Source organism: Ancylobacter sp. G4_0304 (assembly GCF_047501495.1).
Lineage (GTDB): Bacteria > Pseudomonadota > Alphaproteobacteria > Rhizobiales > Xanthobacteraceae > Ancylobacter.
This window is the reverse complement of the sequence record NZ_JAZDRM010000056.1, coordinates 1-16,796: the sequence shown is the minus strand read 5'-3', so window position 1 is coordinate 16,796 and position 16,796 is coordinate 1. Positions and strand designations below refer to the sequence as shown.

Sequence of the window (16,796 nt, the reverse complement as noted above, 5' to 3'; positions counted from 1 at the left end):
GGCCGGGCTGGGGCGGCGGACCGGGCTATGGCCCGCCGCCCGGCGGCCCCGGCTGGAACGGGCCTCCGCCTGGCGGCAACTGGGGCGGTCCGCCTCCCGGTGGCGGCGGCTGGGGCAATCAGGGCCGCCCGCCGCAGGGCAACTGGGGCAACGACAACCGACCGCCGCAGGGTGGCAACTGGAACGGCGGCAACAATCGCCCGCCGCAGGGTGGGCCGCCCCCGGGCGGCAATAACCGGCCGCCGCAGCAGGGAGGGCCGGGTGGTCCTCCGCCCCAGCAGGGCGGGCCGCCCCCGCAGGGCAACCGGCCTCCGCAAGGTGGCCGCCCGCCGCAGCAGGCGCAGCCGGGCTATCCCTATCCGGTGCCGCCGCAGGGCCAGCCGCTGCCACCGGACCAGCGCTCGCCGGTCGAGCGCAACCGCGCCAGGGATTAAAGCCTCCCGCTTCCGCGCGGGGCGCACCGGCAGGCCCTTGAAAAACCGCGCCCTCTGCTGTAGAGGGTGCGGCCTTGTTGAACCGCCCGGCGAAAAGGGCTGCCGTGGCGGTTCAAATGCTCACACCAAACAAGAGGCCGCCGCACTCCCTCGCGGGAGAGCAACAGGCCGCGGAGACAGAGCCAAATGCCCAAGATGAAGACCAAGTCCGGAGCGAAGAAGCGCTTCAAGCTCTCCGGCACCGGCAAGGTGATCATGGCCCAGGCCAATAAGCGCCACGGCATGATCAAGCGCACCAACAAGCAGATCCGCGATCAGCGCGGGACGACCGTGATGGCCGAGCCCGATGCGGTGGTCGTCCGGAAGTATTTTCTGCCCAACGGCTGACGCCACCCCTTAGCCAGTTCCGAGGAGAACTCCAATGGCACGTGTTAAGCGCGGCGTAACTTCTCACGCCAAGCACAAGAAAGTGCTCAAGGCGGCGAAGGGCTATTTCGGCCGCCGCAAGAATACCATCCGCGTCGCGAAGCAGGCCGTCGAGAAGGCGCAGCAATACGCCTATCGCGACCGCAAGGTGAAGAAGCGCAATTTCCGCGCGCTCTGGATCCAGCGCATCAACGCCGCGACCCGTGAGCTCGGCTTCACCTATGGCCGATTTATCGACGGTCTCGGCAAGGCCGGGATCGAGGTCGACCGCAAGGTGCTCTCGGATATCGCCATCCATGAGCCCGCCGCCTTCGCGGCGCTGGTCGAGCAGGCCAAGGCCGCGCTGGAAAAGCAGGCTGCCTGATCTCTTCCCGCCTGCCGGGACCGACATGTGAGAAGCCCCGCGCGACGAGCGTTGGGGCTTTTCGCGTTGCTGCGGCTCCGCTAAGAGACCGCCGAACTCTCCCGAGAGCGCCTCACGCCCGGCCGTGATGCCGCTCCAATCCAGTCGAGAAAACGCTCATGTCCGTCGCCGCCCTTCCCGATCTCGACGCGCTGGAGCGCGAGCTCAGCGCCGCCATCGCCGCCGCCGCCGATGAGGCCGGGCTGGAGGCGGTGCGCATCGCGGCGCTCGGCAAGAAGGGTTCCGTCTCGGAGCTGCTCAAGGGCCTCGGCGCCATGACGCCGGAGGAGCGCAAGACCGCCGGCCCCGCGATCAACGGCCTGCGCGACCGGCTGAACGAGGCGCTCAGTGCTCGCCGCGCGGAACTCAAGGCCGCGGCGCTCGCCCAGCGGCTGGAGACCGAGCGCGTCGACGTCACGCTTCCGGTCCGCGAGGCGCCGGCCGAGCTCGGCCGCGTGCACCCCATCAGCCAGGTCATCGACGAACTCACCGCGATCTTCGCCGATATGGGCTTCTCGGTGGCGGAAGGCCCGGACATCGAGGACGACTTCCACAATTTCACCGCGCTGAACTTTCCCGAGGGGCACCCCGCGCGCGAGATGCACGACACCTTCTATCTTCCCACCAAGGAAGACGGCTCGCGCCTCGTCCTGCGCACCCACACCTCGCCGGTGCAGGTGCGCACCATGCTCTCCAAGAAGCCGCCGATCCGCGTCATCTGCCCGGGCCGCACCTATCGCTCGGACAGCGACCAGACTCACACCCCGATGTTCCATCAGGTCGAGGGCCTCGTCATCGACAAGGGCGCCAATCTCGGCCACCTGAAGTGGATCCTCGAAGAGTTCTGCAAGGCGTTCTTCGAGGTGGACAATGTGAAGATGCGGTTCCGCCCGTCCTTCTTCCCGTTCACCGAGCCCTCCATGGAAGTCGACATCCAGTGCGACCGCTCGCGCCCCGGCGAAATCCGCTTCGGCGAGGGCAATGACTGGCTGGAGATTCTCGGCTGCGGCATGGTGCACCCGAACGTCCTGAGGAATTGCGGGCTGGACCCGGACGAGTATCAGGGCTTCGCCTGGGGCATGGGCATCGATCGCATCGCCATGCTGAAATACGGCATGCCGGACCTGCGCGCCTTCTTCGAGGCCGATGTCCGCTGGCTCTCCCATTACGGCTTCCGCCCGCTCGACTTCCCGACGCTGGCGGGTGGATTGAGCGGATAACGCGATATGGACAACTTTCGGCAGTGGCTGAAAAGCATTCACATCCGATCTGTTATTGAGCGTGCTGCTGGTATTGCGGCAACGGTTGGCATCGTCGTGTCAGCTGGTTTCCTGATCGGAGTTTTGTTTCCCGCGGTACATTCTGATAGACGCAATTTGGAAATTATGTCCCTAGTAGAATATATTAATGGGCGTATAGATTCCACAGGCACTTCAATTTCTGAAATATCGAGCAAAGTTGATTATATAATTAAAAGCCTTACGGAAATCCCAGACAACGATAAGATCGCAATTTCTATAACTCAACTCGCAATGCGGGTTGAGTTAGTTGAGAATAATTTAAAAGATATAAAAAGCATCATATCTCAAAACCCGGAAGATGCTCTGAATGTAGTATTACTGAAAAAAGATTTGCAATTTTTGCGCGAAAGGGCGCAAGAAAAAATTGAAGAACAAAATGATAAAATAGATAAAATATACAATATTTTCGGGTGGTCCTTGGGAGGACTTCTTGTTGCTGTCTTAGCACAAGCTATTGCAGGCTTTGTGCGACGCAGGCCGACGTAAATATTGAGATAGGATCATCCGTCCGATGAAATTCACCCTCTCCTGGCTGCGTGAGCACCTTTCCGGCGACTACACGCTCGACGACGTGACCGACGCGCTGAACCGCATCGGGCTGGAAGTGGAGGGCGTCGAGGACAAGGCGGCGAAGCTCCGCGGCTTCACCATCGCCTATGTCATCTCCGCCGTTCAGCACCCCAACGCCGACAAGCTGCGCCTGTGCATGGTCGACACTGGCGCGGGCGAGCCGGTGCAGGTGGTGTGCGGCGCGCCCAATGCCCGCACCGGCATGAAGAGCGTGTTCTCGCCGCCCGGCACCTACATCCCCGGCAAGGACATCACGCTGGGCATCGGCACGATCCGCGGCGTCGAGAGCCGGGGCATGCTGTGCTCGGCCGCCGAGCTTCAGCTTTCCGAGGACCATGACGGCATCATCGACCTGCCGCAGGACGCCCCGGTCGGCGCGGTTTATGTCGACTGGATCGGCCTCGACGATCCGGTCATCGAAATCGCGGTGACGCCGAACCGCGCCGACGCGCTCGGCGTGCACGGCATTGCCCGCGACCTCGCTGCCGTCGGTCTCGGCCGGCTGGTGGAGGACGAGATCGCACCCGTGCCGGGCGCCTTCCCCTGCCCGGTCTCGGTGACCATCGCCGACGACGCGCCCTGCCCCGCCTTCGCGCTGCGGCTCATTCGCGGCGTGAAGAACGGCCCGTCGCCGGACTGGCTTCAGGCCAAGCTGCGCGCCGTCGGCCTCCGGCCCATCAACGCGCTGGTCGACGTCACCAACCTCCTGACCTTCGACCAGAACCGCCCGCTCCACGTCTTCGACGCGAAGAAGGTGCACGGCAATCTCGTGGTACGTCGCGCGAAAGAGGGCGAGAGCCTGCTGGCGCTGGACGGCAAGACCTATGCGCTCGACCCCTCGATCTGCGTCATCGCCGACGACAAGGCGGTGGAATCGCTCGCCGGCGTGATGGGCGGCGAGGAATCGGGCTGCGACGAGACGACCACCGATGTGCTGGTGGAATCCGCGCTGTGGGAGCCGATCAACATCGCGCAGACCGGGCGCAAGCTCGGCCTCAATTCCGATGCCCGCTTCCGCTTCGAGCGCGGCATCGATCCGGCGATGATGGTGCCGGGCCTTGAGCTGGCGACGAAGCTGATCCTCGACCTCTGCAGCGGCGAGCCCTCGGAGATCACGATGGCCGGGACGGTGCCCGACACCACGCGCACCATCGATTTCCCGCTGTCACTCACCGAGAAGCTCACCGGGCTGGAGGCTTCCGACGCCGAGCAGGTCGATATTCTCGCCCGGCTCGGCTTCACCGTGACCGGCAGCTCGGGCACGGTTCAGGTCGTGCCGCCGTCCTGGCGCGGCGACATCGAGGGCAAGGCCGACCTCGTGGAGGAAGTCACCCGCATCGCCGGGCTCGACCGCGTGCCGTCCCTGCCGTTCCCGCGCGACACTGACGCCCGCAAGAGCGTGCTCACCACGCTGCAGCTTCGCACCCGCAAGGCCAAGAGGGCGCTGGCGGCGCGAGGACTGGTGGAAGCCGTCACCTGGTCCTTCGTGCCGAAGCTTCAGGCCGAGCTGTTCGGCGGCGGCGCGCCGGAGCTGGCGCTGGCCAATCCGATCGCCTCCGACCTCTCCGACATGCGCCCGAGCCTGCTGCCGGGGCTGATCCGCGCCGCGCAGGCCAATGCCGACCGTGGCTATGGCGAGGCGGCGCTGTTCGAGGTCGGGCAGATCTTCAAGGGCGACCGCCCGCAGGACCAGTTCACCCACGCCACCGGCCTGCGCCGTGCGACCGCCAAGCCCTCCGGCGCCGGACGCCACTGGTCCGGCAAGGCCGGCGCGGTCGACGCTTTCGATGCCAAGGCGGATGCGCTGGCGGTGCTGGCGGCCTGTGGCGCGCCGGTCGCCAATCTCCAGATCTCGACCGACGCCCCCTCCTGGTATCACCCCGGCCGCTCCGGCACCTTCCGGCTCGGCGCCAATGTGATCGGCCATTTCGGCGAGTTGCACCCCTCGGTGCTGGACGCGCTGAAGCTGGATGGTCCGCTGGTCGGCTTCGAGGTGGTGCTGGAGCGCATCCCCGAGCCCAAGGCCAAGGCGACCCGCGTGAAGCCGCTGCTGGAGCTCTCCGCCTTCCAGCCGGTGGAGCGCGACTTCGCCTTCGTCGTCGCCCGCTCGGTGGCGAGCGCGGAACTGGTGAAGGCCGCGGCCGGCGTCGACCGCAAGCTGATCACCCAGGTCAGCGTGTTCGACGTCTATGAAGGCCCCGGCATCGAGGCGAACGCCAAGTCGATCGCGCTCTCGGTCACGCTCCAGCCGCGCGAGAAGACGCTGACCGATGCCGAGATCGAGGCGGTGACGGCGAAGATCGTCGCGGAAGTGGCGAAGAAGACCGGCGCCACGCTGCGCGGCTGATCCCACAAGACGACGGGCCGGAGACTGCCGGCCCGCTCAGGGCTGGCCGGCCGGCGGGCGGATCACCACCGTCGCCGACAGGCCGGCCGCCAGTTCCACCTCCGGCGGCACATCCTCCAGCGTGATGCGCACCGGGATGCGCTGGGCGAGGCGGATCCACTCGAAATTGGGATCCACCTAGGCCAGCAGTCCGCCCGCCGCCGTCGGGCTGGCGATGGCGCGGCTTAGCCCCTGCACCCGGCCCTTGAGCACGGTGCCGCCGGCCATCAGCCGAACCTCCGCCGCCGCGCCGGTTCGGATCGCCGGCAGCTTTGTCTCCATGAAATAGGCGTAGATATAGAAGGAATCGCTGTCGACCACCGCCAGCACCCCGGTTCCGGTGTTGGCATAGTCGCCGACGGTCGCGGTGAGATTGGTCACGTAGCCGTTCACCGGCGAGCGTACCGTGCTGCGCTGCAGATTGAGCTGGGCGGTGGCGAGTTCGGCCTCTGCCAGCGCCAGCGCGGCGGTCGCCGCCTCGGCCTGGGTGCGCGAGGTCTCGACCGTCACCGCCGACACCGCGCTGGCATCCTGCGCCAGAACCTGCGCGTCGCGCCGGGCGTCGTCGCTGGCGAGTTTGGCCCGCGCCTGCGCTTCCGACACCCCGGCCTGGGCCTGTTCCAGCGCGAGGGTGAAACGGTCCTTGTCGATCACGAACAGCACGTCGCCCTTGCTGACCTTTTGGTTGTCGACCACCGGAATCGCGCTGATGAGGCCCGAGACATCGGGGGCGACGTCGACCACATTGACCCGCACCCGTGCGTCGCGGGTCCAGGGCGAGAGCGTGTAGAAACTCCAAAGCCACCAGCCGACCAGCACGGCGGCGGCCACCGCGACCACGGTGACGAGCGGGCGGATCACGGCGGTCACAGCCATTGGGCATTCCCGAGAAAGATGGCGCCGCCGAGCAGCAGGACGTAAAGGGCGAGATTGAACAGAGAGCGGTGCCAGACGAAGCGGTACAGGCCGAGCCGGTCCAGCAGCCGGCGCAGCAGCAGGAACGGCACCAGCACCGCCGTCGCCCAGATCAGCAGCGGCGGCAGGTAGAAGCCGACGAACTCGACCGTGTGAAAGAAGGACAGGCTCGGCGTCATCGTCATTCCTGCGCGCGGCGGCGCTCCCAATAGGCCCGATCTATGTAAAAGCGGTCGGTGATGAACCGCAACGAGGCACCGGCCCGTAACACCGCGCGCGCCGCCGGCGAGCCCGGCTCCAGCACCTGCGCCGCGAGGTCCGCGCGCGCGCCATTCGCCAGCGCTTCCGCCCGCGCGACGTCGTTCGAGCGCTCGCCCGGCGCCTGCGCGAGCGCCTCCAGAGCCACGGCGAATTCCGAGAGAAACTGGTCGAGGCGCTGGCGCGCCGGCTCCGGCATCGCCGGATCGCCGCGCACAGCGAGCAGCCGCCCCAACTCGATCGCACAGGAGGCGGCGCCGAGCGTGCCGCGCAGGAAATCGTCGTCACCCTGCCGGTCGAGCGAGAGGCGCGGCAGCAGCAGGGCCAGCGTGTCGCGGATTTCGCCCGCCCCGCGCCGGGCCGGCAGCGCGCCGCGCGCCACCGCCGGGAGAATCGCGCCAATCGCGCGTTGCCAGCTCTCGCCCCGACGGGCGCGCGAGGTCACCGGCATCGCCGCCAGGATGCACAGGCTGATCACCAGCCCGAGCAACAGCGCCAGCGCCGAATTGATGAAGGCGGGTTCGTCCGGCGCGAACAGGTTCGAGGTGCCGACCTGCGCGATGGTGTAGCCGCCCAGCGCGATGCCGATCCATGCCTTGCCCGGTGTGCCGGCGATCAACCCGGCCGGCAGCAGCGCCAGGAAGAACATCACTGCCAGCGCCTCGAAGCCCTCCAGATGCGGCTGGACGAACACCATCAGCCCATAGGCGACGATGAGGCCGGCGATCGTGCCGTAGATGAAATAGCGGGCGGCGGAGAGCGGGTCGTCCTGATTGACCGCGAAGAACAGCATGATCGCGCCGCCCGCCACCAGGTTGAAGCCCTGGTCCCAGGTGGTCGCCATCCAGACCAGGCTGAGAATGGCGACGGCGAGGCCGGCGCGCGTCGCGATGAACAGCGCCTCGCGCCGTTCGGAAGCCGCCTGCGGCGTCGGGGCGCGTCGGGCGATGCCGACCCGGCGCGCCCGCACGCTCGCCGCCTCGCTCACCACCACCATGGCCAGTCCGTGCACCAGGTCGCCGGCCCGGCGCAGCACCAGCAGCCCGTTGGCGAGCGGCTCGAAGGGCAGCGTGCCCGCCAACGCCTCCATCTCGTCGGCGGCGCGGGCGAGCGCGGTGCGCGCAGCCAGCAGGTCGCGCCGCAGCCGCGCCGGTTCGCTCCACGCCTTGGGATCGGCGGCGATGGCCTCGACGCGGGCGGCGGTCGCCTCCAGTGTCGGGCGCAGCCTCGCCATCACCTCGCTGGCACCGGCCTGATTGAGGCCATCCAGCCGGAAGAACACGCCGCGCGCGATGGCCAGCACCACCAGGAACTCGCGCACCGTGCGTGTCAGCCGCTGCTCGTCCACCCGCATCTCGGGCGCCTCGAACAGCGTGTAGGAGCGCAACGCGTCGAACGACACCACCACCGCGACCATGCGCTGGCGCAGTGCAGCGAACAGCGTCATCGAGGTCGACAGCCGCAGCGCGGCGGCGACATAGGCCGACAGGCCGGTAAAGGTGGTGCCCATCGCCTCGCGCAGCGCGTCGCCGGCATAGCGCGGCATCACCAGCAGGCTCGCCCCGGCGCTGCAGGCGATGCCGATCAGGATTTCCGCGGTGCGGTCGATGGCGATGGTCCAGGACTGGTTGGGCGCGAGCGCGCCCTCATAGGCGACCAGCAAGGCGGTGAAGCCGCCGAGCAGGAAACCATAGGCGGCGTAGTTGCTCTGCCGGGCGGCGAGATAGTGGCTCACTGCCACGGTGAGGCAGGTCGCCGCGACCAGCAGTTCGGCCGCCTGCGAGAACAGGGCGACCAGCACCAGCCCGAGCAGCGCCCCGCTCACCGTACCGACCACGCGCCAGGCGCTCTTGGCGAGCGCCGCCCCGACGGTCGGCTGCGCGAGCAGATAGACGGTGAGCGTCGCCCATTGCGGATCGCTCAGCTCCAGCCAGTAGGCGATGGCCAGCGCGAGGATCGCCGCCAGCGCGGTGCGCGCCGAGAAGACGAAGTTGCGCCAGCCGAGATCGACCGGGAGCGTGGCCCGCCACGACAACCCTGCGCGCTCGGCGACGCTCATGCTTGCCACACCATGGTCAGGACGGTCCGGCGACCAGGCCGAGCGCGCGCGTGGCGGCGGTCTCGCCGGAATTCCAGGCCCCCGCCAGCGTGCCCCACTGGCTGACGCTGGTATAATCGCCAGCGAGAAAGATGCGGCCGAGCGGATCGCCGAATTGCCGGCGCTGCGCCGCCTGACCGGGCGTCGCCAGCGCCATGGCGCCGCGAATCAGCGGATCGGTCGACCAGTTCGAGGTCTGCACCTGCGCGATCTTCGGTGCGGAGCTGCCAAACGCCGCCTGCAGCCAGAGATTGGCGAGGCGCAGCGCCGCCGGGGCGCCCTTTTCGGCGATCTCGCGCGCCGCCTCGTCGCCGAAGCTCAGCCGGTAGACCTCGCTGCCGTCGACCCGCGCCCGCAGCATTCCCGGCCGCGACATTCCCGGCGCAGTGCCGTCGACCCGCGCCAGCACCGGCTCGTCCGCCCCGAGCTGGAGCGGATTGCCCGGCAGGCTGAACACCACCTGCTCGATCTGCCCGGCGGGGAAGGCACGGAACGCCGCCGCCACCCGGGTCTGCAGCGGCGGATTGAACCGCAGCGCCCCGCCGACCACGGTCGCGGCCGGCACGGCGAGGATGATGGCGCGGGCGCGCACCACGCCGCGCTGGCCGGCAATCGTCAGCGTGCTGAAGCGCCCGGCATTGGTGATGAGTGTCACCGCGGCGTCCTTCTGCACGTTCAGCCAGGCGCCGAGCGATTCCAGCATCGCGCCGACGCCGAGCGGGCTGGTCACGTCGTCCACCGCCGGGCCGCGCAGCGCCAGATCGAGCGTCGAAAGCCCGGACAGCCCTCGTCCGCAGGCCAGCGTGCCGGCGAAGGCGGCAGCGGTCGCCGCCCAGGGTCCGCTCGCCGTATCGACCGAGGACACGGCGACATCCCGCCCGGCATCGCCCGCCGCCACGATGTCGCGGCGCAGGCGCCCGAGCGCGAGGGCGAAGGCGTCGTAGTCGCCCTCTCCCGCCTCCTGCCCGCCGGCATAGAGCCGCCGCGCCACCGGGAGCGGCGCCAGCGCGAGCCCCGCCTGCTCGGCGGCGGCCGCGAGGGTGCTGCCATGCCGGGAGAAGCCGGCGGCGCCGAGATCGACCGGCTGGCCGAACGCGCTCACCGTGCGGGCACGCCCGCCCAGCCGCCCGGACGCCTCGATCAGCACATAGGAGCGCCCCGCCGCCGCGATCTTGCGCGCCGCCGCGATGCCCGCCGCACCGCCGCCGACGATCGCGATGTCGACATCGCCGCCCGGCGCGGCGCTTTGCGCCAAGGCAGGGGTCGCCAGCAGCGACGCCGACGCGCCGGCCAGAAAGCGGCGCCGCGACAGCGCGCCGTGGAAGCGAGGGGAGGACGTCATGGTTCGGGCCGCCTGCAGGGTCGCGCGAAAGCTAGCATGGCCGCACCGCGCGACGAAACCACGCGACGAAACCGCCTCCTGCGCGCGGGGTCGGCGGGGCCAAGGCCCTGATTTGAATCATGATTTGTTCCGACGGAACGAATCGGGACTCGTTCGGCGAATCAAAAATTGCAAGAAAAAGAATCCACAACTTCTTTGCCCGCGTCGTCACCGTTTCGTTACGGAACGTGTAAGTTCGCGGCGGGGCGGCTGGTTTTGGACTATGTCATGCTACAAGACGCGCTGGATGCTTTCGCGCAGACGTTCACGCGCCTCTACCGCAAGGTCCTCTGGCGTTCCATAGGGCTGGCCATCGCGCTGATCGTGGCGCTCGGCATCGGCGCCTATGTGGCGCTCGATCATTTCGTCAGTCTGGACATGAGCTGGGCCAGCGTCATCGTCGACGTCGTGGCCGCGCTCGGCATCGTGATCGGCGGCGTGTTCCTGGTCCCGCCCGTGACCATGCTGATCGCGGGATTTTTCGTCGACGACGTGGCCGAGCAGTGCGAGCGCCTCGACTTTCCGCGCGACCCGATCGGCACGCCGGTGCCGGTGGCCCGCTCGCTGGTGCTGACGCTGAAATTCTTCGGCGTCGCGATCGTGGTGAACCTCATCGCGCTGCTGCTGCTTCTGGTGCCCGGCGTGAACCTCATCGTGTTCTACGTCGCCAATGGCTATCTGCTCGGGCGGGAATATTTCCAGCTCGCCGCCATGCGCTACCGCACCGAGGAGGAGGTCGCCATCGTGCGGCGCTACCACGCGGTGCCGGTGTTCCTCGGCGGCCTGATCATCGCGCTCCTTGTGTCGGTGCCGATCCTCAACCTGATCACGCCGGTCTTCGCCACCATCTTCATGGTGAAGCTGCACAAGCGGCTCACGCGCTCGCGCTCTTATGCGCGGGCCCGGACTTCTCCGGCCAGCGGCAGAGGTCCGCGATAAGGCAGCGCCCGCATTCGGGCCTGAGCGCCTTGCAGATATAGCGCCCGTGCAGGATCAGCCAGTGATGGGCGTGGAGCTTGAAGCGGTCGGGGATGACCCGCTCCAGCCCGAGCTCCACCTCCAGCGGGGTCTTGCCCGGCGCCAGGCCGGTGCGGTTGGCCACGCGGAACAGATGGGTGTCGACCGCGATGGTCGGCAGGCCGAAGCCGATATTGAGCACCACATTCGCGGTCTTGCGGCCGACGCCCGGCAGCGCCTCCAGCGCCGCGCGGTCCCTCGGCACGTCGCCGCCATGCTCGGCGATCAGCCGGCGCGACAGCTCGACCACATTCTTCGCCTTGCCGCGATAGAGCCCCAGCGTGCGGATATGCGCGCTCACCCCGTCCTCGCCCAGCGCCACCATGGCGGCCGGGGTCGGGGCGGCCTGGAACAGGGTGCGCGTCGCCTTGTTCACCCCGACGTCGGTCGCCTGCGCGGAGAGCACCACCGCCACCAGCAGCGTGAAGGCATCGACGAAATCCAGCTCGCCCTTGGGCTCGGGATCGGCGGCCTCGAAGCGGGAGAAGGCCAGCTCCACCTCGGCGGCGGACCAGGGCGCGAGAGCGCGGCCGGCCGCCGCCGCCGCGGCATTGGCCACGGCGCGGCGGCGCGGCTTGTCCGCGGCCGGTGCGGCGACGGCGACACGCTTGCCCGCGGCCTTCACGGCGCGGCGCGGCGCCTTCGCTTGCGAATCCTTGTCCCGTTCCGGCATTTTCGACCTATAATGCGTCAAAGCGAGCGCTGCCAAGCGCTTCGCGAACCATTGCACCAACGCCCACCGCACCGCCATGGACAGAACCGCCACGGACAGAACCGCCGATCACGACGCGGAACCGACGCTGTACCAGACCAGCCTGCGGCCCCACCGCTCGCTGGACCAGCGCGGCTTCCTGATCGTCATGATCATCGTCGGCGCGATCAGCGTCGTCTGCGGCACGGCGTTCCTGCTGATGGGCGCCTGGCCGGTGTTCGGCATGTTCGGGCTCGATGTGCTGCTGATCTATGTCGCCTTCCGCGTCAGCTTCCGCTCGGCCCGGGCGCGTGAGGACATCCGCGTGACGCCCAGTCTTATCAGCGTGCGCAAGGTCGATCCGGCTGGGCGCGCCGACGAGGCGCGAATGAACCCGCTCTGGACCCGGCTCGACAAGGAACTGCACGAGGATTTCGGCCTGCAGCGCCTCACCCTGCATTCGCGCCGAGAGGCGGTGGTGGTCGGCGGGTTCCTCCACACCGCGCAGCGCGAGGAACTGGCCGAGGGCTTGTCGGCGGCGCTGGCGGACGCCAAGCGCGGCGTGGTGCGCAGCGCGCCGTGAGCGCCCGGCCCACGCCCGCGTCGAAATCGGGTGGGCGCGCGGATGGCGACGTGCTGCACTGTGGGCAGCAGGAGGACACCGCCGTGCTCGCGCCCAATTTCGACACCGCCCGCCCGCTCGACATCGCCGCCGCCGACTATGAGGTCGTGCGCCGCGCGGTCGAGTTCGTGAACCGCCGCTTCCGCGACCAGCCGGAGGTGGAGGAGATCGCCCGTGCCGCCGGCGTGCTGCCGCGCACGCTCAACGAGCTGTTCCGCCGCTGGTGCGGGCTCTCGCCGAAGGACTTCCTTCAGGCGGTGACGCTGGACGCCGCGCGCCGCGTGCTGGCGGAATCCAGCAATGTGCTCGACGCCGCCTATGAGCTGGGCTTTTCCAGCCCCGGCCGGCTGCACGACCTGTTCGTGGTGCATGAATCGCTCTCGCCCGGCGAATGGAAGACCGGCGCCGCCGGCCTCGTCATCCGCTGGGGTTTCCACACCTCGCAATTCGGCATGGCGCTGGCCATGGTGACGCCGCGCGGTCTGTGCGGCCTCGCCTTCGCCGATGAGGGCGAGGAGGAAGCCGCGCTCGCCGACATGCGCCGGCGTTGGCCCAACGCGACCTATGTCGAGGACCCCATCGCCACAGCGCCCTATGCCGCGCGCATCTTCGACTGCCGCTCCTGGCGGCCGGATGATCCGCTGCGCATCGTGTTCATCGGCACCGATTTCGAGGTGCGGGTGTGGGAGACGCTGATGCGCATTCCCATGGGCAAGGCCACCACCTACTCGCACATCGCCGGCAGCATCGAGAAGCCCGGGGCCGCCCGCGCGGTCGGCGCCGCGATCGGGCGCAACCCGATCTCCTTCGTGGTGCCGTGTCATCGCGTGCTCGGCAAGAGCGGCGACCTCACCGGCTATCACTGGGGCCTGACGCGCAAGCGCGCCATACTCGGCTGGGAAGCCGGGCAGGTCTGCAAGGAGTAAGCGCGCTCAGTGCGTGACCGAGTTGGAAAACAGGTTCACCACCACCACGCCGGCGATGATCATGGACAGCCCGACCATGGCCGGCGTGTCCAGCTTCTGGCCGTACACCACCCAGGACACCAGGGTGATCAGCACGATGCCGAAGCCGCACCACACCGCATAGACGATGGCGGTCGGCACGGTGCGCAGCACGATCGACAGGCTCCAGAACGCGAAGCTGTAGAACACCACGGTGATCAGGCTCGGCACCAGCCGCGTCATGCCGTCGGAGCGCGCCAGCGCCGTCGTCGCGATCACCTCGGCGGCGACCGCGATGCCGAGCAGCAGATAGATCAGCACGCCGTTCATGACCCCTCCCCCGCCGTCGCGCGCAAGCGCGTTTGGCGAGGGAATGCTGCCAGTCTTTTTCTTAGCGATAAAGTATTTTTCTACAGAAAGATAACGACGCCGATTATCGGGCGGCGGACGGCGCGGCGTGCGAATGGCTGTGCGGTACTGGAAACAGCAGGTCGTAGGCCCAGTTGAACACGAAGGCATAGACCAGGAAGAACCCCGCCAGCGACACGTCCAGCAGGAAGGCGCGCCACAGGCTGACGCCGAGATACCAGGCGATGAAGGGAATCAGCACCGCCAGCAGCCCGGCCTCGAAGGTGAGGGCGTGGACGATTCGCAGCCGGAACGTCTTGTGCACCGAGCCGCGCCAGGCCAGCAGCGCGTGGTCGAAGCCGAGATTGAACGCGTAGTTCCACAGCGTCGCGATGATCGCGCTGCCAATGCCGATCACGCCCATTTCCAGCAAGGGCAGGCCGAACAGGAAGGCGCCGGCCGGGGTGATATGGCGAGGCTGATGATCTCGAAGCTGAGCGCGTGACGAATGCGGTCGCCGGTGCGGCGCATGGCGGTAGTCCCTCTATGACCGGGCCGTCCCGCGTGTGTCCCGGATGGGGAAGCCGTCTTCACCGCCTCATATGGCCCTGCGCCGCGCCAAGGGCAAGGCGCCGGGCGCCGGCCGTCACACTGCCTTGTATACCAAGCGGTGTCCGAGGACGCCCTGTCCGGCATCGGCATGCGGCCCGGCACGCGCCACCAGAAGCGCCCGCACCCCGGCCGCGACGCCCGGTTCATGTCCGCTCATCGCCGGGGACATTTCGGGCCCTGCCGTCTCGATATCCCCAAATTGTATCGCCGCGCCAGCGTGGCGGCGACGATAGACACGCCGTGCCGCTTGCGCGCCCGAGCGGCCCCGATAAGCTGATGTTTCCTCAAGCCTGTTTCCCGAGACCGATGCAGCGCCGCGACAAGACCCAGGCCCGCCATGCCCTTGCCAATCTCATCATCGGGCTGGTCGGTTCGCTGCATCTGAGAGCCGGCCACCACCTCACCGAGCAATGGCTCGCCGAGCAGCTCTCGGTGTCGCGCACGCCGGTGCGCGCCGCGCTCATGCTGCTGGCCGAGCGCGGCGTGGTGATGGCCCGGCCCCGGCAGGGCTTCTTCCTCGCCGTGCCGTGGAACGAGATCACCCACCAGCACGCGGTAGAAATTCCCTCCATGCCCGAGGAGGCGTTCTATTCGCGGCTGCTGCGCGACCGGCTGGCCGGCGAGGTGGTGGACTCCTTCACCCAGACCGAGCTCGCCCGCCGCTACCGCGTCAACCGCACCGTGATGCTGCGCGCCCTGACCCGCATGGCCGACGAGGGGCTGGTGGCGCGCAACAAGGGACAGGGCTGACGCTTCCTGCCGACGCTGGATTCCGAGCGGGCGCTGGTCAACAGCTATGATTTCCGCCGCGCCGTGGAGCCGGCCGCGCTGCTGCTGCCGGGCTATGCGCCGGACCCGGCGGTGTTGAAGCGCCTGCGCGCCGAGCACGAATACGCGCTCAGCCACGCTGCCTCGACCATGAACGAGAGCGCGCTGTTCGAGCTGGATTCCGGTTTCCACGAAGCCCTGGCCGGCTTTGGCGGCAATCCGCATTTCGTGCAGTCGGTCCAGCAGCAGAACCGGCTGCGCCGCCTGTTCGAATATCAGGGCTACGCCAACCGCTACCGGGTCCATGCCTGGGTCGGGGAGCATCTCGCCATCATCACGGCGCTGGAGGAGGGGGACCATGCCCGTGCCGCCGCCGCGCTGCGCGCCCATCTCGACACCGCCATGACCGCGACGCCGCCCGCTTCGGCCAAAAGCGCCGCGAGCAAGAGCACCGCCACCAGGAGCGCCACGACGTGACGCCGGGCGGGGCCGGACGGCGCGACGCGATTGCCTCGACGCCACCGGCCCGATAGACAGGCAGAACACGCCTACGACGCTCTCATGACAGACGCGGCCCACACCGATCGGCCGGCCGCGGCCATTGCAGGTGGGGATGAACAAACCGGCCCTGGACGACGCAGCCCCCCGACGCCTCGCCTATGAGGTGCACCGGCGCCTGGAGGACATGATCTTCACCGGCCGGCTGCGCAGCGGCGAAGTGCTGACCGAGCGGCGCCTCGCCGAGGCGCTCGACGTCTCGCGCACGCCCCTGCGCGACGCGCTGCTGATGCTGGAGAGCGAGGGATTGCTGAAGCGGCGCGGCGCGCGCTATCTCGAAGTGCGCCAGATGACCGTGCCGGAATATATGCAGGTGCTCAATATCCGCCGCCTGCTGGAGCCGGAAGCCGCGCGTCTGTGCGTCGGCCGGATCGACCTTGAACGTCTCTCCGAGCTGCGGGGCCGGCTCGAAGCCATGGTGGCGGCGCGCGCGGAAGGCCGCACGGTTGAGGACCCGGACGCCAGCGCCGAGATCGACGCCGCGATGCATGACGAGATCGCCGGCGCCTCCGGCAACCCGCTGATGGCGAACCTGATCCGCGACCTGCGCCGGCGCACCCGCATCTTCGACCTCGGGCGCATGCCGGATCGCGCCGCCTCGGTCTATCGCGAGCACATCGACATCATCGCCGCCATCGAGGCCGGCGACGCCGGCGCCGCCGGCGCCGCGATGACCCGGCACATCGACAATGTGAAGGCCTCGATCATCCGCCATCTGTCGACGATCTGACCGACGCCGATGCGCGGGGCGCGGGGTAAGCATTGAGGACAAGCCGCGTTCACGCCGGCTTGATCCGCGCCCTCCCGACGATCGCCGCGATCGTGCAATGTGCTAGCGTTCCGCCTGCGTGGTCCAATCCTCGCCGCCCGCTCCGCCTCCGCCGGACCGGAGGCTCCGGGTTGTTCGCGGCCGCGCCCCGCCCATCCGCAGGACCGCGCTCCGGGTCCGATCAAGGGACGTGTGAATGGACGACGACTTCCGCTGCTCGCGACGCGCCCTGGGCGCCGGCGCCCTGTTCCTCGGCCTCTCCCCCTCCGCCGCCCTCGCGGCCTCCGCCCTGCTC

Annotated in this window: 19 protein-coding genes and 1 pseudogene; 12 read left to right on the top strand and 8 right to left on the bottom strand. The window is 68.6% G+C overall.

Annotation, left to right across the window (positions count from 1 at the left end; translation table 11 throughout):
- The 6 genes from VRZ77_RS20755 to pheT form a co-directional block, all read left to right on the top strand.
- The coding region (locus VRZ77_RS20755; RefSeq protein WP_414594472.1) for a hypothetical protein at positions 1 to 434 on the top strand (434 nt) is incomplete at its 5' end.
- Between the two features lie 186 nt (positions 435 to 620).
- Positions 621 to 821 (top strand): 50S ribosomal protein L35, encoded by a 201-nt coding sequence (rpmI, locus tag VRZ77_RS20750; RefSeq protein ID WP_241621903.1) that lies wholly within the window; start codon positions 621 to 623, stop codon positions 819 to 821.
- 34 nt (positions 822 to 855) lie between these two features.
- Complete coding sequence (gene rplT / locus VRZ77_RS20745; RefSeq protein ID WP_013165152.1) at positions 856 to 1,224, top strand: 50S ribosomal protein L20; 369 nt, start codon at positions 856 to 858, stop codon at positions 1,222 to 1,224.
- Positions 1,225 to 1,382: 158 nt separating this feature from the next.
- Entirely contained in the window at positions 1,383 to 2,483 is a 1,101-nt protein-coding gene (gene pheS / locus VRZ77_RS20740) for a phenylalanine--tRNA ligase subunit alpha (protein WP_414594471.1), read from the top strand.
- Between the two features lie 6 nt (positions 2,484 to 2,489).
- Positions 2,490 to 3,050: a hypothetical protein gene (locus VRZ77_RS20735; RefSeq protein ID WP_414594470.1), complete on the top strand. Its 561-nt coding sequence runs from the start codon at positions 2,490 to 2,492 to the stop codon at positions 3,048 to 3,050.
- 25 nt (positions 3,051 to 3,075) lie between these two features.
- Entirely contained in the window at positions 3,076 to 5,481 is a 2,406-nt protein-coding gene (gene pheT, locus VRZ77_RS20730; RefSeq protein ID WP_414594469.1) for a phenylalanine--tRNA ligase subunit beta, read from the top strand.
- Between the two features lie 36 nt (positions 5,482 to 5,517).
- Here the strand turns inward: pheT and VRZ77_RS20725 are convergent, their stop codons facing one another.
- Genes VRZ77_RS20725 through VRZ77_RS20705 form a run of 5 tightly spaced genes read right to left on the bottom strand, consistent with a single transcriptional unit; the run spans position 5,518 to position 10,133 of the window.
- On the bottom strand, positions 5,518 to 5,658 hold the full coding sequence (locus VRZ77_RS20725) for a hypothetical protein (protein ID WP_414594468.1): 141 nt from the start codon (positions 5,656 to 5,658) through the stop codon (positions 5,518 to 5,520).
- Positions 5,659 to 6,396, bottom strand: a complete 738-nt coding sequence (locus tag VRZ77_RS20720; RefSeq protein WP_414594467.1) for an efflux RND transporter periplasmic adaptor subunit — start codon at positions 6,394 to 6,396, stop codon at positions 5,659 to 5,661.
- A complete protein-coding gene (locus VRZ77_RS20715; protein ID WP_414594466.1) occupies positions 6,387 to 6,614 on the bottom strand; it encodes a DUF1656 domain-containing protein in 228 nt (75 codons plus the stop codon). Before VRZ77_RS20715 ends, VRZ77_RS20720 begins: the two co-directional genes overlap by 10 nt.
- A gap of 2 nt (positions 6,615 to 6,616) precedes the next feature.
- Positions 6,617 to 8,752, bottom strand: a complete 2,136-nt coding sequence (locus VRZ77_RS20710; protein ID WP_414594465.1) for an FUSC family protein — start codon at positions 8,750 to 8,752, stop codon at positions 6,617 to 6,619.
- A gap of 16 nt (positions 8,753 to 8,768) precedes the next feature.
- The gene (locus VRZ77_RS20705; protein WP_414594464.1) at positions 8,769 to 10,133 is read right to left on the bottom strand and encodes a flavin monoamine oxidase family protein; all 1,365 of its coding nucleotides are present in this window, start codon (positions 10,131 to 10,133) and stop codon (positions 8,769 to 8,771) included.
- A 267-nt stretch (positions 10,134 to 10,400) separates the two neighbouring features.
- On the opposite strand from VRZ77_RS20705, the gene VRZ77_RS20700 reads away from it, so the two are divergent.
- Entirely contained in the window at positions 10,401 to 11,111 is a 711-nt protein-coding gene (locus VRZ77_RS20700) for a sulfate transporter family protein (protein ID WP_414594463.1), read from the top strand.
- Here the strand turns inward: VRZ77_RS20700 and nth are convergent.
- Positions 11,047 to 11,862, bottom strand: coding sequence for an endonuclease III (nth, locus tag VRZ77_RS20695; RefSeq protein ID WP_414594462.1), 816 nt, complete (start codon positions 11,860 to 11,862; stop codon positions 11,047 to 11,049). The genes VRZ77_RS20700 and nth overlap by 65 nt on opposite strands.
- A gap of 76 nt (positions 11,863 to 11,938) precedes the next feature.
- Here nth and VRZ77_RS20690 point away from each other — a divergent pair, with 76 nt between their 5' ends.
- A complete protein-coding gene (locus VRZ77_RS20690; protein WP_414594461.1) occupies positions 11,939 to 12,463 on the top strand; it encodes a DUF2244 domain-containing protein in 525 nt (174 codons plus the stop codon).
- A gap of 83 nt (positions 12,464 to 12,546) precedes the next feature.
- A complete protein-coding gene (locus VRZ77_RS20685) occupies positions 12,547 to 13,428 on the top strand; it encodes a methylated-DNA--[protein]-cysteine S-methyltransferase (protein WP_414594474.1) in 882 nt (293 codons plus the stop codon).
- Between the two features lie 6 nt (positions 13,429 to 13,434).
- Here VRZ77_RS20685 and VRZ77_RS20680 read toward each other — a convergent pair whose 3' ends face one another.
- Both VRZ77_RS20680 and VRZ77_RS20675 read right to left on the bottom strand, forming a co-directional pair.
- Positions 13,435 to 13,776, bottom strand: coding sequence for an SMR family transporter (locus VRZ77_RS20680; protein ID WP_414594460.1), 342 nt, complete (start codon positions 13,774 to 13,776; stop codon positions 13,435 to 13,437).
- A 103-nt stretch (positions 13,777 to 13,879) separates the two neighbouring features.
- A pseudogene (locus VRZ77_RS20675) lies at positions 13,880 to 14,325 on the bottom strand (PACE efflux transporter).
- Between the two features lie 387 nt (positions 14,326 to 14,712).
- On the opposite strand from VRZ77_RS20675, the gene VRZ77_RS20670 reads away from it, so the two are divergent.
- The 3 genes from VRZ77_RS20670 (at position 14,713) to VRZ77_RS20660 (ending at position 16,462) form a co-directional block, all read left to right on the top strand.
- Complete coding sequence (locus tag VRZ77_RS20670) at positions 14,713 to 15,156, top strand: GntR family transcriptional regulator (protein WP_414594459.1); 444 nt, start codon at positions 14,713 to 14,715, stop codon at positions 15,154 to 15,156.
- A gap of 6 nt (positions 15,157 to 15,162) precedes the next feature.
- Positions 15,163 to 15,651: an FCD domain-containing protein gene (locus VRZ77_RS20665; protein ID WP_414594473.1), complete on the top strand. Its 489-nt coding sequence runs from the start codon at positions 15,163 to 15,165 to the stop codon at positions 15,649 to 15,651.
- 136 nt (positions 15,652 to 15,787) lie between these two features.
- Positions 15,788 to 16,462 (top strand): GntR family transcriptional regulator, encoded by a 675-nt coding sequence (locus VRZ77_RS20660; protein WP_414594458.1) that lies wholly within the window; start codon positions 15,788 to 15,790, stop codon positions 16,460 to 16,462.
- Positions 16,463 to 16,796 lie beyond the last annotated feature (334 nt).

Coding starts and splice junctions, on each gene's coding strand:
- nth (WP_414594462.1), bottom strand. CDS start 11,862: ATGCCGGAACGGGACAAGGATTCGCAAGCGAAGGCGCCGCGCCGCGCC.
- pheT (WP_414594469.1), top strand. CDS start 3,076: ATGAAATTCACCCTCTCCTGGCTGCGTGAGCACCTTTCCGGCGACTAC.
- VRZ77_RS20680 (WP_414594460.1), bottom strand. CDS start 13,776: ATGAACGGCGTGCTGATCTATCTGCTGCTCGGCATCGCGGTCGCCGCC.
- VRZ77_RS20700 (WP_414594463.1), top strand. CDS start 10,401: ATGCTACAAGACGCGCTGGATGCTTTCGCGCAGACGTTCACGCGCCTC.
- VRZ77_RS20660 (WP_414594458.1), top strand. CDS start 15,788: ATGAACAAACCGGCCCTGGACGACGCAGCCCCCCGACGCCTCGCCTAT.
- VRZ77_RS20720 (WP_414594467.1), bottom strand. CDS start 6,396: ATGGCTGTGACCGCCGTGATCCGCCCGCTCGTCACCGTGGTCGCGGTG.
- VRZ77_RS20690 (WP_414594461.1), top strand. CDS start 11,939: ATGGACAGAACCGCCACGGACAGAACCGCCGATCACGACGCGGAACCG.
- pheS (WP_414594471.1), top strand. CDS start 1,383: ATGTCCGTCGCCGCCCTTCCCGATCTCGACGCGCTGGAGCGCGAGCTC.
- VRZ77_RS20705 (WP_414594464.1), bottom strand. CDS start 10,133: ATGACGTCCTCCCCTCGCTTCCACGGCGCGCTGTCGCGGCGCCGCTTT.
- VRZ77_RS20715 (WP_414594466.1), bottom strand. CDS start 6,614: ATGACGCCGAGCCTGTCCTTCTTTCACACGGTCGAGTTCGTCGGCTTC.
- VRZ77_RS20670 (WP_414594459.1), top strand. CDS start 14,713: ATGCAGCGCCGCGACAAGACCCAGGCCCGCCATGCCCTTGCCAATCTC.
- VRZ77_RS20710 (WP_414594465.1), bottom strand. CDS start 8,752: ATGAGCGTCGCCGAGCGCGCAGGGTTGTCGTGGCGGGCCACGCTCCCG.
- rpmI (WP_241621903.1), top strand. CDS start 621: ATGCCCAAGATGAAGACCAAGTCCGGAGCGAAGAAGCGCTTCAAGCTC.
- VRZ77_RS20735 (WP_414594470.1), top strand. CDS start 2,490: ATGGACAACTTTCGGCAGTGGCTGAAAAGCATTCACATCCGATCTGTT.
- rplT (WP_013165152.1), top strand. CDS start 856: ATGGCACGTGTTAAGCGCGGCGTAACTTCTCACGCCAAGCACAAGAAA.